At 59.9% G+C, this 14,815-nt stretch carries 14 protein-coding genes and 2 pseudogenes; 5 read left to right on the plus strand and 11 right to left on the minus strand.

What is annotated here, in order from left to right; genetic code table 11:
- Positions 1-433: 433 nt before the first annotated feature.
- Both N181_RS16300 and N181_RS16305 read right to left on the minus strand, forming a co-directional pair.
- Positions 434-1,435 carry an alpha/beta hydrolase gene (locus N181_RS16300; protein ID WP_037434066.1) on the minus strand — a complete coding sequence of 334 codons (1,002 nt, stop codon included), beginning with the start codon at positions 1,433-1,435 and terminating at the stop codon, positions 434-436.
- Between the two features lie 63 nt (positions 1,436-1,498).
- The gene (locus N181_RS16305; RefSeq protein WP_037434067.1) at positions 1,499-2,296 is read right to left on the minus strand and encodes an alpha/beta fold hydrolase; all 798 of its coding nucleotides are present in this window, start codon (positions 2,294-2,296) and stop codon (positions 1,499-1,501) included.
- A 52-nt stretch (positions 2,297-2,348) separates the two neighbouring features.
- On the opposite strand from N181_RS16305, the gene N181_RS16310 reads away from it, so the two are divergent.
- On the plus strand, positions 2,349-3,356 hold the full coding sequence (locus N181_RS16310; protein ID WP_234885893.1) for a LysR family transcriptional regulator: 1,008 nt from the start codon (positions 2,349-2,351) through the stop codon (positions 3,354-3,356).
- A gap of 158 nt (positions 3,357-3,514) precedes the next feature.
- Here N181_RS16310 and N181_RS16315 read toward each other — a convergent pair whose 3' ends face one another.
- Positions 3,515-4,480: an MBL fold metallo-hydrolase gene (locus N181_RS16315; RefSeq protein ID WP_060563587.1), complete on the minus strand. Its 966-nt coding sequence runs from the start codon at positions 4,478-4,480 to the stop codon at positions 3,515-3,517.
- Between the two features lie 566 nt (positions 4,481-5,046).
- On the opposite strand from N181_RS16315, the gene N181_RS16320 reads away from it, so the two are divergent.
- Positions 5,047-5,301 carry a FitA-like ribbon-helix-helix domain-containing protein gene (locus N181_RS16320; RefSeq protein WP_037395557.1) on the plus strand — a complete coding sequence of 85 codons (255 nt, stop codon included), beginning with the start codon at positions 5,047-5,049 and terminating at the stop codon, positions 5,299-5,301.
- Positions 5,298-5,723, plus strand: a complete 426-nt coding sequence (locus tag N181_RS16325; RefSeq protein WP_037434069.1) for a type II toxin-antitoxin system VapC family toxin — start codon at positions 5,298-5,300, stop codon at positions 5,721-5,723. The genes N181_RS16320 and N181_RS16325 overlap by 4 nt, the downstream gene beginning before the upstream one ends.
- A 539-nt stretch (positions 5,724-6,262) precedes the next feature.
- Here N181_RS16325 and N181_RS16330 read toward each other — a convergent pair.
- From N181_RS16330 to N181_RS16350, 5 genes are all read right to left on the minus strand, one after another.
- Entirely contained in the window at positions 6,263-6,904 is a 642-nt protein-coding gene (locus tag N181_RS16330) for a peroxiredoxin-like family protein (RefSeq protein WP_037395551.1), read from the minus strand.
- 384 nt (positions 6,905-7,288) lie between these two features.
- Positions 7,289-7,822, minus strand: a complete 534-nt coding sequence (locus tag N181_RS16335) for a GXWXG domain-containing protein (protein ID WP_037434071.1) — start codon at positions 7,820-7,822, stop codon at positions 7,289-7,291.
- 114 nt (positions 7,823-7,936) lie between these two features.
- Entirely contained in the window at positions 7,937-8,137 is a 201-nt protein-coding gene (locus tag N181_RS16340; RefSeq protein ID WP_037395547.1) for a hypothetical protein, read from the minus strand.
- Positions 8,138-8,868: 731 nt separating this feature from the next.
- Positions 8,869-9,474 carry a general stress protein gene (locus tag N181_RS16345; RefSeq protein ID WP_037395543.1) on the minus strand — a complete coding sequence of 202 codons (606 nt, stop codon included), beginning with the start codon at positions 9,472-9,474 and terminating at the stop codon, positions 8,869-8,871.
- A 36-nt stretch (positions 9,475-9,510) separates the two neighbouring features.
- Positions 9,511-9,825 carry a PepSY domain-containing protein gene (locus N181_RS16350; protein ID WP_037395542.1) on the minus strand — a complete coding sequence of 105 codons (315 nt, stop codon included), beginning with the start codon at positions 9,823-9,825 and terminating at the stop codon, positions 9,511-9,513.
- A gap of 92 nt (positions 9,826-9,917) precedes the next feature.
- Here N181_RS16350 and N181_RS33200 point away from each other — a divergent pair, with 92 nt between their 5' ends.
- Positions 9,918-10,262: a hypothetical protein gene (locus tag N181_RS33200; RefSeq protein WP_153451912.1), complete on the plus strand. Its 345-nt coding sequence runs from the start codon at positions 9,918-9,920 to the stop codon at positions 10,260-10,262.
- A 111-nt stretch (positions 10,263-10,373) separates the two neighbouring features.
- On the opposite strand, the gene N181_RS16360 is transcribed toward N181_RS33200, so the two are convergent.
- Positions 10,374-11,282 (minus strand): NAD(P)/FAD-dependent oxidoreductase, encoded by a 909-nt coding sequence (locus N181_RS16360; RefSeq protein WP_037395540.1) that lies wholly within the window; start codon positions 11,280-11,282, stop codon positions 10,374-10,376.
- 313 nt (positions 11,283-11,595) lie between these two features.
- Here N181_RS16360 and N181_RS31870 point away from each other — a divergent pair.
- Positions 11,596-11,691, plus strand: a pseudogene (locus tag N181_RS31870) (transposase); the annotation flags it as partial.
- Positions 11,692-12,353: 662 nt separating this feature from the next.
- Here the strand turns inward: N181_RS31870 and N181_RS16365 are convergent.
- A pseudogene (locus N181_RS16365) lies at positions 12,354-13,873 on the minus strand (FAD-dependent oxidoreductase).
- Positions 13,874-14,119: 246 nt separating this feature from the next.
- Entirely contained in the window at positions 14,120-14,476 is a 357-nt protein-coding gene (locus N181_RS16370) for a low affinity iron permease family protein (RefSeq protein WP_037434076.1), read from the minus strand.
- Positions 14,477-14,815: the final 339 nt, after the last annotated feature.

The raw sequence follows: 14,815 nt of genomic DNA on the forward strand, positions 1-14,815 counted from the left end.
TGCCTTGCTTGAAGGCGCCTTGGAGCACAGCCACGGGGCTGGAGCCCGCACCTCTAGGGTCGACTAGACCGCAGAATTCTACAATGCCTTCCCTTTCGAGAGCCGAGAATCGATCTTGGCAGTATGCGGCCGCCGGCTCCAAAAGCGGCCGGTCGAACTTTTGAAGAAGTTCTGGCCGCTAGCGGCCAATGTCCGCAGTGGGTCCAGGCTGTGTGAAAACGCGTTTCTACACAGCCAGGGTCGAAACTGGACCAGATGTCTCCCGCGGCTGGAAGCTGCAGTTCGCGCGCCGGGCTCGGCCCGCCGAAGGATTCAAGGCTGGGATTTAACCAGGGCCTCCCGTTTGCCAACCCCACAGCATTTGGTTCTGGCGAAAAAATCGGCCGGAGGACAGCGATGTCGTCCGGCCGGATCGGGTTTCCAATCCCACGTTTTATTTCGCGAAAGCGGCACGCAGCGCGGTGCTTGCTTGGGCAATTGCGGCCTTGGCGGGCGCGCTGTCGGCAAGGGCGTTCAGCATCACGAAGTCATGAATGGTGCCGATATAGCGCGTCGATGTGACGGCGACGTCGGCCTGCAACAGCTTGCGGGCATAAGCCTCGCCCTCGTCGCGGAGCAGATCGATTTCTGCAACGATCACCGTGGCGCTCGGCAACCCCTCGAGTTGCTTGACCGTTGCCTTCAGCGGGAAGGCCAGCACATCGTCGCGGTACTCGTCGGGGAAGTTCGCTTCGAGGAAATAGTCCATCGCCTTGCGGGTCAGGAACGGCCCCTCTCCAAACACCCGGTAGGACGCGTTGTCGGAGACATCGTCGGTGACTGGGTAGAACAACACCTGATGAATGATCCTGGGGCCTTGCCGCTCCTTGGATAGCAGCGTGACGGCTGCCGCCATGTTGCCGCCCGCGCTGTCGCCGGCAACGGCAATGCGGTCGGCATCGAGGTCGAGCGCATTAGCATGCTTGACGATATATTCGAGCGCAGCATAGGCCTGCTCGTTGTTTTCGGGATACTTAACATCAGGGGCATTGTCGTATTCGACGAAGACGACCGCTGCGTGGGCCTGGGCCGACAGTTCGCGGATCAGATGATCATGCGTGTTCCGATCGCCCATGACCCAGCCGCCCCCGTGAAAGTACATGACGGCGGGCAGTGAGCCGCGCGCATTTTCCGGGCGAACGATGCGCACGCGCACCTTGCCCGTCGGGCCGATCGGCCAGACATCGTCCCTACTAACCGTGGCCGGGCTCGCCACAGTCGAACTCTGCACGGTGGAAAGCACCTGGCGCGCCTCGTCATAAGGCAAGGTGTAAAGTGGCGCGGCCTTGGCGGCCGCAGCGGCAAAAGCCTGGGCGTGCGGCTCGAGAACCGGAGCAGCAAGCGCAGCGGTGGAGGCGAATGCGGACAGAGCCGCCGTAGCAAATACCTTATTCATGTCATCGCTCCTTCATTCGTAATTGTGTTGATCGACTTCGTTTGGATGATTGCTCTGTGGACTTCAGGCGGCTTTCGGGCTCGCGGACGGGTCGATTGAGGCGGTTTTGGCTGCACGGCGGGCCGCGCGATCGATGACGCCGGCGACCGCCGAGGGCTGGGTGAGGAAAACGACATGGCTGCCTGCCACCTCGGTCGTGTCGGCACCGATGCGCCGGGCCGTGCTGCGAAGAAGATTGGGCGCAATTGCCCCGTCCTCGGTCGCTACCACGTACCAGCTCGGCTTGATCTTCCACGCCACCTTCCTGACCTTTGCCTCGAGCGCTTTCATCGCGATCGGGACCTGGGTGTCGCGAAGGAATGCGCCGTCGCTTTCGCTGGTGTCGGCGGCAAAGCCCGCCTGAAACGTCTCCGCCTTCAGATAGGCGAACCCGTCCGGCTGGACGTCGGGCTGGAAGGTGGGCGGCGGCGGCACCTCGGCGTATTGGTCGAGGGTGGACTGGCCGAGTTCGGGCGCGAACGCCGCGACATAGACGAGTCCGGCGACCTGGGGGTCGTCACCCGCCTCGGTAATCACCGTGCCGCCGTAGGAATGTCCGACGAGGATGACGGGGCCATTCTGCCGCGCGATGACGCGGCGGGTGGCGGCCACATCGTCCTCGAACGAGGTCAGCGGGTTCTGGACGATGGCGACGGTGTAGCCGCCGGCGGTCAGCTCGTCGTATACGCCACGCCAGCCTGAACCATCGGCGAAGGCCCCGTGTACGAGGACGACATTCTGCACCCGCTCGGTGCCGTCTCTTGAGGGGTTCTCGGCAGTGCTTGCATTGAAATCGGGACTGGTCCCGTTCAAGTTTGCCATTTCTTTCTCCTTCTGTCTTTATCCCGATTGGGACAATCGACAGATAGAAGAAATGAACTGGCTTGATTATCTGGCGAAATCGGTCTTCATTGTCCCGAATTCAAGGACAATGGGAGGAGAGCGTTTGCTGCGCGACTTCAGCGATACGGTGGCATTCGTAAAGGTCGTGCAGGAGGGCAGTTTCACCGGCGCGGCGCGCGCACTGCGAACGCCGAAGACGCGGATCAGCCGCAAGGTACAGGAATTGGAGGCGCGGTTAGGGGCCCAGCTTCTCCACAGGACAACGCGCAGCCTCAAGCTCACCGAGGCTGGTACGATCTACTTCCAGCATTGCGAGGGTCTGGTCAAGGATATCGAAGATGCCGAAAGCGCCGTGGCCGAGCTTCAACAACATCCCAAGGGCTGGCTTAGGATCACATCTCCGTACTGGTTGTCGACGCGCATTCTAGCGCCGGTGCTCAGCGAATTCCGAAGGTTTTACCCCGATGTCTATCCGCAGTTGCTTCTGGCCCATGAGGTGCTGGATGTCGTTACCAAGGAGATCGATATCGCGCTTCGTCTGTGGGATGGGCCTTTGCCGGATTCCTCGCTCAGTGCCCGCCGGCTTGGTGATCTGCCAATGGGCATATATGCGGCTCCTGCCTATCTTGACCGGCACGCAGCCCCTTCGGACCCGGCAGAGCTCATCAATCATGCCTGCCTGCTGACACAGTTCTATTTCGACAAGCCGGTGCATGCCTGGCCTCTGACGCGCGAGGGGCAGCGCAACGAGTTCCCGGTCCGCCCCGTTGCGGTGGCCAGCGATCCTGAAGGGTTGCACGGCTTTCTGTTGGCCGGCGAGGGTCTTCACATGACCAATCATGTCCGCGTCAGGGCGGATGTCGCCGCGGGACGTCTCGTCCGCGTCCTTCCCGAATGGTCCGGACCGGCCCCCACGCTTTACGCGATGAGGGCCGGCGGACGTATCCAGCCGCCAAAGGTCAGGGCATTCCTCGACTTTCTGGTGCCGCGGCTGAACCTTACCGAGATCCCTGGCGACAATGCGGGCGCTTCGCGCTAGTCGCGTCTGCTGGAGGGGCATGGCGAAGGGGGCTTTTCGTTCCGGGTGGCCGCACGCGGCCTCTTGTGGGCCTCTAATGTCAATGCTGGCGATTAGTGCCGCTCAGACATGAAACCAGCGCAACGGACTCCGCTCTGTTGCGCCAGGATGGGTCGCCGTCAAGAGGCATAGTTGACAGGAACCCAGTCGTAATTTGTCGCATCGCGGCGAACATGGCCGATGCCGGGAAAGGCAATGTGAGCGCCGGCCACCAGGTATTTGCCATCGGCGGCATGCTCGAAGGCTGCCACTCTCGCACCAACGGCCTCGGCCTGGTCCGTATCGAACTGGATCGCCACGTCCGGCTCGTCGAACTGCATCACGTTTCCATGGGTGATGTCGCCCCAGAAAACGATCTTGTCGCCTGCGCTTTCGACGACGATCGAGCTGTGTCCCGGCGTGTGCCCGGCCCGCAGGATCGAGCCGACGCCCGGCAAGATTCCTGCGTTATCGGCAAAGGTCCGAACTCTGCCGGCCTCGGCATAGGGCTTCAGACTCGCATGCGCCTCGATGAAATGGCTCGGCGGCACATTGGCCGGTCGACTCTCCACAGGCGTTGTCATCCAGAAATCGTATTCGCGCTTGTTGACGTAGACAGTCGCGTTGGCGAACACCGGCTTGCCTTCGATCGTCAGCCCGCCGGAATGGTCGGTGTGGATATGGGTTAGAATGATCTCGTCCACCTGGTCCGTCTTGTAGCCGGCCGCCTCGAGATTGGCGACGAGCTCGCCGAGCGCACCATCGAGATAGGTGCCCGTACCAGCGTCGATCAACACCAGCCTGTCCCCCGTGTTGACGAGGAAGGCGTTGACCGACGTTTCTGTCGGCGTGCCCATAAATGCCGCGGCCAGCGCTTTCCGGGCTTCGTCGGCGTCGGTATTTGTGTGAAGTTCCGGAAGTGGCAAAGGAATTGTACCGTCCGAAAGCGCCGTCAGTTCGAAGCGACCCAGCTTCATTCTGTAAAAGCCGGGAGCCTGGAAAGGTCGAAAAGGAGCCTTTGCAAGGACCGGGTTGAACCCGCCCGATATCGATCCGGCTGCGAAAAGCGCCGCTGCGCTCTTGATGAGTCCTCTACGAGTGAGCATGGCAGTTCTCCGATGTTGAAGTTTCGTCCACCGTTTCGTTGATGGCCAACTGGTGTGGGTGGAAACCTAATCGGGAACGGATGATCACAATAGGCTATGAAAATGAGCCGAATTGTCTCGGAAATAGATACAATTGGCACGAGCCAGTCGCATCAGATGTGGGGTTGCAGTTTCCCCAGTTGCGATTGGCACAGCACCGGCACCGACAGATTTTCCAAGGATGACGCTGCCAAGACAGGTGAACGTCCGCTTCGCGCCCGATCACGGACAACTTAGCTGCATCGGCGAGCGGTCGAAAGGAGCCGTTCTTCTCGAGCCCTGTGCACGGCTTAATTGCGAGGATGTTCACGTCCTGGGATATAAAGGATTGCATAATGTATCGTCGGGAATCTCGCACTCAGGCGCTCTCTACTCCCATGCTCTTGGTGGCAGAGGCACGATCTGACCCTTTCTGATTGGCACATCGCTGCATTGTTCTGAGCGGCTGCCGCTGTACGGACATCGCAAAGGCAGCCACTGAAGCAATTGCAATGCGACTGCATATTGACAAATTCGAGGATCTGACTATGGCCATCCTGACAGTGAGGAATGTGCCCGATGAGGTGCATCGTGCTTTACGCGTGCGGGCGGCGATGCACGGCCGCAGCACCGAGGCGAAAGTCCGTGACATTCTGGAAAGTGTGGTAAAGCCCGAGCAGCGCGTTCGCATGGGGGATGCCTTGGCTGAGGTCGGCCGGCGGCTGGGACTGACCAATGATGATTTCGCAGTGTTTGATGAGGTACGTGACAAGGCGCCGGCGGAGCCAATGAGGTTTGAATGATCGTCTTGGATACGAAGGTCGTCTCCGAGGCGATGGAACCGTTTCCCAATCCGGTCGTGCACTCCTGGCTGAACGAGCAGGTCGCCGAGACCCTACATCTGTCCAGTGTGACGTTGGCCGAACTGATGTTTGGAATCGGTGCATTGCCGGATGGCCGGCGCAAGAAAGCTCTGAGCGAAACGCTTGACGGCGTGCTCGAACTGTTTGGCGATCGCGTATTGCCGTTCGACAACGGAGCTGCCCGGCATTATGCCGCCTTAGCCATGAAGGCCCGAGCGGCCGGCAAGGGCTTCCCGACGCCCGATGGATATATTGCCGCCATTGCCGCCTCCAAGGGATTTATCATAGCGACGCGTGATGTAAGCCCCTTTGAAGCGGCAGGACTTACCGTCGTAAATCCTTGGAATAATCAACGAATATAAAGCGCGATCCGCTGGTCTTCGGACCGAATAGGTTCAAGGCGTGCAACTCGCGCAGCGCAAAGCCGGGCCAATGCGGAATTGTGTGGCTGGCGCCCCCAACTTGTCTCATCGCTATATTGTGGGCTGCTTCCATGCCGACGGGTTTCTCCAGTTGGGAGAAAAGCCCATTGCAGTTTCTTCAGCGAGTGGGCAAGAATCCATCAGCTCTATCAATGACTGCCGCCACTGTGTCCCGGGCGCAACGATCCCCATCGCGGGCATCTCCTCGATCCTGAATCACGATTTATTTTCAGCCCTCGGACTTCCGCCAGGCTTCAATCGACCAGTCCTGGCAAACGAGCCGGCATCGATAGGTCCGGCCACCTGAGCCAATATCGGAGGATATCGAGGGCCGCGCGGCTCGCTTCAATCCGCGGCGAAGCTCCGCCGCGGAATGGTGTCTGCGAAGCAGGTCTGTGGAATTCCTGGCGGTTGGAGATGTAGACGCCTGAAGGAGCCGCCCCTTGTTAGTGGTTTCAAGTGAGTTCTTCGGCAGCCTGCTAATGTGCAACCTGGGAAACTGCTGACATCAATTCCTCAGGATTAGGTGCCTTGAACGTCTGGAGCCCACTCTCCAGAACTTCAGTGAAAGTCCAGCGGACGATGCCCTCCCGGTCGATGAGGAACTGGCCGACAAGCTGCTCCTGGTCGGAAGTCATCATCTGCTGATCGGCTTCCGTGATTTCATATCCTTCTTTCTTGTTGAGAAACTCGTCCATTTCAACCACACCCATTGGCTCGGGCAGTTCGCCCGGAAGATCGATCAATATCGCCATGACCGCATCCGCCCCGACTTCGGGCAAGCCGAAGGCGCGGTGCGAAGCGCGTACCGGGTCGGATGCAGCAAGAAGACCGGGGATCGGATGGTAACGGAAATAGAGTCGGGCGCGTTCAACCGGGGTGTTTACCACCGCCAGAGATTGGACGCCTTTCTCGTGCAGGGCCGGATTGAGCTGTGCCATTGCCGCAACATGGCGCCGGCAGAACGGGCAATGCAGGCCTCGAAACAGACCGATCAACAACGGGCTACGGCCGCGAAAATCATCGAGGGCGATCTTCCCCCCGCGGGAGATCGCATCGAGCACAATGTTCGGGGCCCGGTCGCCCGGTTGTAGCGGATGGTCGATATAGCGCGTGGACATGGAAAACCTCCCGTGCCGTATCCCTCATGAAAAGGCAGTCGCTCCTGACCCATATTAATCCTTCGGCCGACCGCGCTCACGGTCAAATTACTATCAGCGCCGGGTTCGCGCCATTTTTGTAGCGGCATGACGCTTTGGGTCGAAGGCGCGCCGCTGAGCGGAAGTCATCCGGCGGCCGTTGAAGCGCGAACTCGGCGAGCGTTCTTGGTTTTTGCTTTGAAGATCGCATAATGCATTAACGGGAACCGCGCTCTGTGAATGCTCCATTCGAGGGTCCGCAGTTCGTATCCCCTCAAGACGGGGATCGTGCTGCGCATCGCTGCGCCTGCTCAAGGCCCACGCGCAAACCCAGCCAGGGCGGTGCGCGGAATCAGTTACCCTTCGTCAGGTGGCCACTCCGACTGTCGGGCCGTCTACCATTCGGAGTTTGAAGAAGTACCTGCGGGTGTCGCCTTGCACGCACATCATTCCGGCAATCTCGTCTCGGTCGATCCTTCGGAAATAGTCGACGATCGGCTGCCCGTCGTAGACCATGGCGGCCGTTTCGACGCCGCCGAGCGCGTGAAGCCTCAACGAAGCCGTCGTTCCGCGTGCTCGAATCACCTTCTGCAGGTATGAGAACCAGCTGCGCGCCACGAACGTCCGCCCGAACGGAGCGAACTTGATCGCCAGCCCTATGGGGAGGTAGCCCGGCTCCATCGGCACGAGACGTCCCGGCCTCCCGTGGAAAAGCAGGGCGTCTGCCCGCATGTCGGGGTGGAAGCGCTTACCGAACCAGTTTAGATTTTCGAGCACGCCGTCGAGAGGATGGCCGGACGGGATGCCGGTGCCTCGCCACAGGCCAATCATCTCGTCGGGTTGCACAAGCGCCAGCGACCGGAACCAGGTAGCCACGTCCTTCTGCTGGTCGCCTCGCATGGATTCTCCTCATGGATGTCTGTTCCGACTAAATGAGATGAAGGTTTGGAGTTCCCGCACTCACGAAAGACCGGACGGGGTTTCCGGTGGAGCGCGCCTTCGCGTCAGCTCCGGTCAGATCAGCGCCCGGAACCGGGGAAGATGCTTTAGGCTCTCGAATTCTCTGTCGTGTTCCAGCAGTCCGGCCGCCGTCTTCCGGTCGGTGACACGCGCGTCCTGCTCCAGGAATGGCATCGCCCCGTAATGTTTACCGAGAAGGACGCTGACGCTCGCTGCGTTGTACAGGACGATCGGGATCGTCCGGATCGATCGCAAGCGCCCTCCCGATCCATCTCGAGGCGTCCTCACGTCTGCCCATATAGACCATCGCCACCGCGCCGCGGCAGAGCGGAGCCGGGTCTTCGGGATCGATCGCCGCGACCCCTCTCCGCACGTTCGACACAAAGGCTCGCCCTGATGTCCGGGCTGTTCCTGGGAAGGAGGCCGATCAGAGCGTTCGGCGACGTATAGTCCTCCGGTCTGAGGCGGCGGCGTCAACGTAGTGCCGGATCGCGGTCTCATAGTCCCCAACACTTCGGCAGAAGAGCGCGTAGAACAAGTTCGTCTCATAACAGTCGGGCTCTATCGCCATCGCCCTGGCGAACTCTGGGCGTGCGTCGTCCGAGCGGTCTTCCCCGGAGCCGTTCCTCCAATCGCGGGCCGCCTGTAAGTGGCCTGTGAGCTTTTCTCGGCATCTTGCGCGGACGCTTCTGCAAGCTCCGGATCGTCTGAAAACTCAGGTGGACATGGCGAAATTCCCACTGCGGCAAGCTCTTAGTACCAGCGTCCTCGGCCGTACCAGCCGCCACCTAAGAGGACAATGATTAGAAGCGTCGTGACATCCTTTTGGGCCTCCTAAAGAACCCGTCGTCACAACTGCGGTGGACGGTGTGGTTTGCGGTTGGACTCTGACCACGGCAACGTTCGCAGGGGTTAGTTCCGTGGAGCGTCTAGCGATGCTTTGGTGAGGGCGCCAGGTCGGCGCCGTCACCAATCATTTGATACCGCTACGGCATCATAGCGCGATAACGCTCGCGCTCGCGTTGAACCTGTTCCAGCGTGTACGGATCCGCATTGTCGTCAAAGTGCGACCACCCTTCTTCAGCATAGATGCTCCGGCGGGCGGCAGGATCGACGCGGTCTCGTTGCTGCAATATTGCTTCTGCTTGGAGCGCAAGGCTGTCGTCCACTCTTGCGGTCACTAGAGTGCCTCCGCGGCGAACTCCCTCCGCATACACATGGGCATCCTCTTCATTGACCCCGGAGTCTGTCAGCGCGCCGATTATGCCTCCGGCCGCGCCGCCAGCGACGGCACCTGCTGCAGCCCCGGCGGCAGTGGCGGCGAGCCATCCGGCGGCCACGACGGGTCCAACGCCGGGAATGGCCATAAGGCCGAGGCCCGTCAGAAGTCCGATCACCCCACCGCCAGCCGCGCCGAGGCCAGCCCCCGTGCCGGCTCCTTCGGCCGCGTTGGAGCTATCGGTCGAATACCAATCGCCTCTATTGTTTGCGACAATGCTGATGTCGTCAGAAGGCACACCGGCTGCTTCCAAATCGGTCACGGCGTCGCGGGCATCGCCATAGTCGTCGAAGAGACCTGTCACGGTTCTCATCTTCATTCTCCCTTTGGGTTGGTGGACGTTGGCGGCCTACAACGCCGTTACGTTGCCCTGGTAGTCGAGAGCGACGGAAACGGATTTGCCGTCCTTCATCGCCGTTGCCTGCCACACGCCCTTGTCATCGAGCTTCAGTCCTTTGACCTCGGTGTATCCGGCTGCTTCGATCCGTTCCTTCGCCTGGGCTTCGGTGAAGCTATTTGCACCTTCGACCGGGGCCGTCGGGTTCTGCGAGTCAGGCGTCGCGACTGCGGGCGTGTTTCCTTCCGGCGAAGGTGTCGTCTGCGCGAGCGACGCCGTGGCCGCAGCGCTTATCAACGCTGCCGCGACAATAATCATATTTTTCATGGAGTTACCTCGTTTGAAGATCGGGATGATCTTCACAAACCCGCGACGCGGAGTTTAGTTCCGCGGCGGGGCTATCGTCACTCGATCGACCGATGACCTTCGACGAGGACATTGAGGCGGCGCTCGCTCTCGCCTGTGATGAACTGAAGGTGACGCGAGACGAGGCCATTCGCGCGTTCGTTCGCGAGGGCTCGAGAATTGTGCAACTGGCCCTCCATAACCTTGACGAGCGCAGCGACATGGAAGATAGCGCTGAAGAAATCGTTACGCCGTCGATGGCTCCTGATGGTTTGCCTTCGGCAAGGCGCAGGTATTGGTTGCGCGGTCGCGTGGGTGGCGCTGCAAAACGGTATGCCGCGCCAGTTCTGCGACGATGCCTTGGATTTCCTGGAGAACGAGTGGCCGAGCTATGTAGTGCAGCAGGCTCGAGCAATTGAGACTTGCTGCATTGCGCCATTCGGACGATAGGAAATCCGCGAAAAACGCCTTCGTCGCAGCATGCATCGAAGCGCAGCTGGAATGCAGCGACGCCGTCAAACGCAGCCCGCTCAACGATCGCTGAAAGTCTCCGTCAGATCATTATGCGCGGCGACTGCGGCGATCTCCCCCTGAGCCATGGCTACGCCCATCTGGTTCAGACCCGTCACCACATCGCCGATCGCGTAAAAGCGGCGGATATCGGTACGCTGATGTTGATCGGTCGGTATGCGCCCTTCTTCGTCGAGCTTCACTCCCAGGGCCCGCGCAAGAAGCGACTGGGGCCTGCAGCCAAGCGCCGAATAGACCGCCACCGCCTCCATCATTGTCCCATCATGGAACTCCAACGCGATGCGATCTTCGGGAACCGGCCTGTGGCGGGTCAACCGTGCAGTGACCAGCCGAATGGGCTGTTTAAGGTCCGCGGGACTTAGGCCTTCCAGTTCGGCGCCCAACGTCGCCACCGTCACGTCATCGGTGAACGACAGTAGAAACGCGGCTTCCTTCATCGCCCGCCGGCTGTTGCCGATGACGACGACAGGAGCGCCACCGATCTCGTACCCGTCGCAGATCGGGCATACCCTGAGATTGCCATTTCGCACGAGTTCCGTTGCATGGGGCCAGGGCGGAAGAACATCGACCAAGCCCGTCGCGCAGATGATTGCACGGCTCTGGAGGCTTTGGCCGGCCGCTATGCACCGAAAGGCGTCATCGATCTGCTCCAACCGATCGGCACGGCCTGCGATGTGTTCCACCCCGAACCTGCTGGCTTGTTCATGCATACGGTCAAGCAACACCTGACCGGGCACGCCATCCGGGAAGGCTGGGTGATTGTAGGAGCGCGGGATCAGCGAAGCGCGGCTATTCCCCTTGTCGACGACGACCACACGTCGATTGAGGCGCGCCAGATAGACGCTTGCCGCGAGGCCCGCAGGGCCTCCACCCACAACGATGCAATCATATATGAGGTTGTGGCGCACTCACCGTCTCACTGGTCGGTGTTCCTATCGAACAACCTGCTGTGAACGGATCAAGCGGCCAGTTGTTCCTGGCCATTTCTCCGGAAACGGCCTCGCCGCGCGCCCATCCCTGCGCCGCCGCAAGCGGCTTGAAGGCGGGCGCGTTCAGGGGAAACGCCATCGCCTGACACCGCAGACGCAGCGTTGTTCAATAAAGGTTCCCCGGTGATAGTCGATCTCCGCTACCGCTGCTCTGCTCAGGCACGCCGCGTCCAGCCTCGCCCGGTATTGACCAAGACGAAGTGTTGCTAGCGTCCTTTTCGCTCGTGTCATCACCGCCACCGCATTGGTTTCCTCGATGAGAGAACCTACGGACTTCAAGTCGGGCCGCCACTTCGCGACCTGGTTGGGATTAGTTCCGCGACAACATTTACCGCCATAGTGTCCATTTAGCACTTGGTGGACACTATCCCACTCCAGGGCAGCGCCGGTAGGCGGCCATCACGCCACGCTTACAAAGAGGCTCAAACAACTGCGCGTCATGAAGCCGACCGTTCGGGCGCCGAAGCGAATTCGTTGGTTCCGAAAGCGCGGCAAGCAACGAAGTCGCGAAACAATCCGCGGATCACGCGTCGAGAACCTGGGCAGAAAGCCAGCGCCCACATGGCATAGCGTTATCGCCCGAATGCATCATCAAAATTTCGCACATCGTCTTCACGTGACTTGCCACAAAGCGCGACCGAGGGACTATGTCCTGGCACAACGTAACCGAGGCTTTGTTCCAACCAGCGCCGGCGGGCGTAGGTTGCAGAAGCGATAAGGCCCGATCGGAGCTGAGACAAGATAGGGAAAATACGTTTCACTAGACCAAGGAAGCCCGGATCAGGCGATCCGGGCTTAGCATGTTTAAACTGTGTCTATTTGCAATATTAAGCTTCGACACGGAAATACTCCTTCCCTTGCCAATGTCAAAATCTCTAACGGCAATTCAAGAAAGGTGTGTCAGCGAAAGGATATTATCCCAAAGTCTATTGGAGACAACAAATTTTTAGGGGTTTCTGATTCATCATACTTTAAACGCTGGTTTGGCAACTAAATTAGGCCAGCCAAGGGAAACACAGCCGGACCGTTCAGTGCGGTGCCATCGACGGCAAAATGCGATCCATGGCACGGACAGTCCCAACACCGTTCGAGGGAATTCCAGTGCACATGACAGCCGATGTGTGTGCAACTTGCCGAGCGCTTGTAGAGCGTGCCGTCTTCGTCACGGAACGCCGCGATTTTGGTGAGGCCCTCTCGGACGATTGCACCTTCTCCCGGTCCCAGCTTTTCAACGGAATCGAGTTCTCCAGGAGCGATGTACTCGGCGAAATTCCTGATCGCCGTCGCGTTCTCCCTGAGGTAGTCGCCGATTGCCCGTGTGGTCTTGCGGGACGGCTCGTAAAGTTCTTGCCAAGAGCTGCTGCCATTGACAATGACGTCTCGGATCAGAAGAGCGGCTACCACGCCATGGGTCATGCCTTCGCCGGAATCGCCTGTCACCACGAATACCCGTTCGTTGCCGGGATTACGGCCGATAAAGCCCACGTAGTCGGTCGTCTCCATGACCTGCCCCGACCATCGATGGGTCTCGGCGCCCAGATCGGGGATCAGACGCCTGGACCAGGCCGTCAGGTTCGCGAAGCGCTCTTCGGCGTCGTCAACCGCGCCCGTCTTATGGTCTTCCCGCCGACAACGAGAAAATGCCCTTCGCCGCCGCCGGGTTGCAGGCGAACATAGTGATATGGGTCTTCCGTGTCCCAGTAGAGCCCATCTGCGATCATACCAGCCCTGATCTCGAACGACATCGCATAGGTTCGATAAGGTGCTTGCTTGGTGTGAATTGCGACGCGATCGTTGATCGGCGAGTTGGTTGCTACGACCGCCCATTTTCCGGTGACGACAAAGCCGGAGGATGTTGCCATTCGGACACCGCCACCCGTTTCCTCGACCTTTTCAACGACGGTGTCCGAGTAAAGGGCGCCGCCGCGTCTCTGGATCCCGGCCGCCAGCCCTTGCAAATACTTGAGAGGATGAAATGTCGCCTGACCGGCATATCGAAGGGCAGGTGTCGTGGAGAACCCTTCAAACGGCAGACCGACGGTTCTTTCGACCGCGACGCCGATTTGCCGTGCGGCGTCCAGCTCGCGCTCAAGCGTACCATCCTGCCCTGCGGACGATGGAAACAGAAACCCGTGGAGACGCCTGAAATCGCAGGCCATTGCTTCCGTCTCCTGAACAGACTGGATACGGTCGATTGCTGCGGATTGGCTTTCGTAAAAAAGCCGCGCCAGTTGACGCCCTCGCAGCGCAATGAGCTCGGAAAAATAATCGTCGCATATCGAAGTCAGGTGCGCGGTGGAGCGGGCAGTCATACCGCTGCCGATGGAGCCGCGATCGATAACGGCCACCCGTTGGCCTGCGAGGGCAAGTTCGTAGGCCACCGACAGGCCGGCAATCCCGGAGCCGACAACAACGACATCAACTTGCTCATCGCGTGTGAGTGGAACGGCGTCTGGCGCGACGGTGACCGACGCCCACAGGGAAACAGTTCTTTCATCTCCTACGTTCATGGCGGACTTCCTCCGAGAGCCGACACCCGCCAAATCGAGGAGGAACCCAAAAGTTCCCGGACGGTGCAAGTTGGGAGCAGCCGGTCGGCGAGGCGGCCGAACTCCGAAGAACGGAAGCCTTATGATCGGAAATTGCAAGCTCGGGCCGCCAGTCCGCTCAAATCTCGCGGTGGCGCGACTCTCGTAGTTCAGGATGCGATTTTTTCGCCGGGCTGGTGCCGGTGGGAAACCGCACTCACAGCTCCGCTATACAGCGGTCTCTCTGTTGGCTCTGCCCTGCTCGTCAGCTTCCGCCTCAAGTCGCTGGACTGCCGCTGCGATGTGTTCCGGCTGTTCGTGCTCCAGACCGACCACTTCATTGCGGGTCTCGCGCATCGACACGATAATTTCGTCGAGCTTGGCATGGATAGCCGCTGTGTCGCGATAGCCTTGGATCAGCACGACGCCGGTGATCAAGATCGCTAGGACCGACAGTGCATAGGTGACGACGTTGGTGAGGCCGAACGGCACCAGAGCGGTGCTGACAATCATCGCCACGATCACGAAATAAAAGCCGGGCGGGCGAGAGAGAAAATCAGCCATTCGAAAAAGAAAGTGATTCACATTTGGCTCTCCGCATTTTGGTGCTCTCATAACGCACCAAATGAGATCTGGTTCGAATTCGGTACTCGTGCTGCATATACACGCACCATCTGTTGTCGCGTCGTACCGATATGGCCACGCCCACGTTGCGTCGATCTTCTCTGGCCGCTCCACTGAGCATAGTGCGTTGCGCAAAGTCCCTGCCGGACCAATCTCATCAGCGCCCGATTCCCTCGTATTCGTTCTTCCGATTGCGGCCGGGCTCTCAAAAGGATTCGGGCGGCCCACTGGCTCTGGCAGCGGCTGTGGCGCGACTTCGTCCTGCAGCGTTAGGAACTAACTCGCATTAGGGCCGTTTCG

The sequence above is a fragment of the Sinorhizobium fredii USDA 205 genome, from assembly GCF_001461695.1.
GTDB lineage: Bacteria > Pseudomonadota > Alphaproteobacteria > Rhizobiales > Rhizobiaceae > Sinorhizobium > Sinorhizobium fredii.

Excerpts from the sequence above, each read along its gene's own strand:
- N181_RS16300 (WP_037434066.1), bottom strand. The coding sequence starts at position 1,435 with ATGAATAAGGTATTTGCTACGGCGGCTCTGTCCGCATTCGCCTCCACC.
- N181_RS16305 (WP_037434067.1), bottom strand. The coding sequence starts at position 2,296 with ATGGCAAACTTGAACGGGACCAGTCCCGATTTCAATGCAAGCACTGCC.
- N181_RS16310 (WP_234885893.1), top strand. The coding sequence starts at position 2,349 with ATGAACTGGCTTGATTATCTGGCGAAATCGGTCTTCATTGTCCCGAAT.
- N181_RS16315 (WP_060563587.1), bottom strand. The coding sequence starts at position 4,480 with ATGCTCACTCGTAGAGGACTCATCAAGAGCGCAGCGGCGCTTTTCGCA.
- N181_RS16320 (WP_037395557.1), top strand. The coding sequence starts at position 5,047 with ATGGCCATCCTGACAGTGAGGAATGTGCCCGATGAGGTGCATCGTGCT.
- N181_RS16325 (WP_037434069.1), top strand. The coding sequence starts at position 5,298 with ATGATCGTCTTGGATACGAAGGTCGTCTCCGAGGCGATGGAACCGTTT.
- N181_RS16330 (WP_037395551.1), bottom strand. The coding sequence starts at position 6,904 with ATGTCCACGCGCTATATCGACCATCCGCTACAACCGGGCGACCGGGCC.
- N181_RS16335 (WP_037434071.1), bottom strand. The coding sequence starts at position 7,822 with ATGCGAGGCGACCAGCAGAAGGACGTGGCTACCTGGTTCCGGTCGCTG.
- N181_RS16345 (WP_037395543.1), bottom strand. The coding sequence starts at position 9,474 with ATGAGAACCGTGACAGGTCTCTTCGACGACTATGGCGATGCCCGCGAC.
- N181_RS16350 (WP_037395542.1), bottom strand. The coding sequence starts at position 9,825 with ATGAAAAATATGATTATTGTCGCGGCAGCGTTGATAAGCGCTGCGGCC.
- N181_RS33200 (WP_153451912.1), top strand. The coding sequence starts at position 9,918 with ATGACCTTCGACGAGGACATTGAGGCGGCGCTCGCTCTCGCCTGTGAT.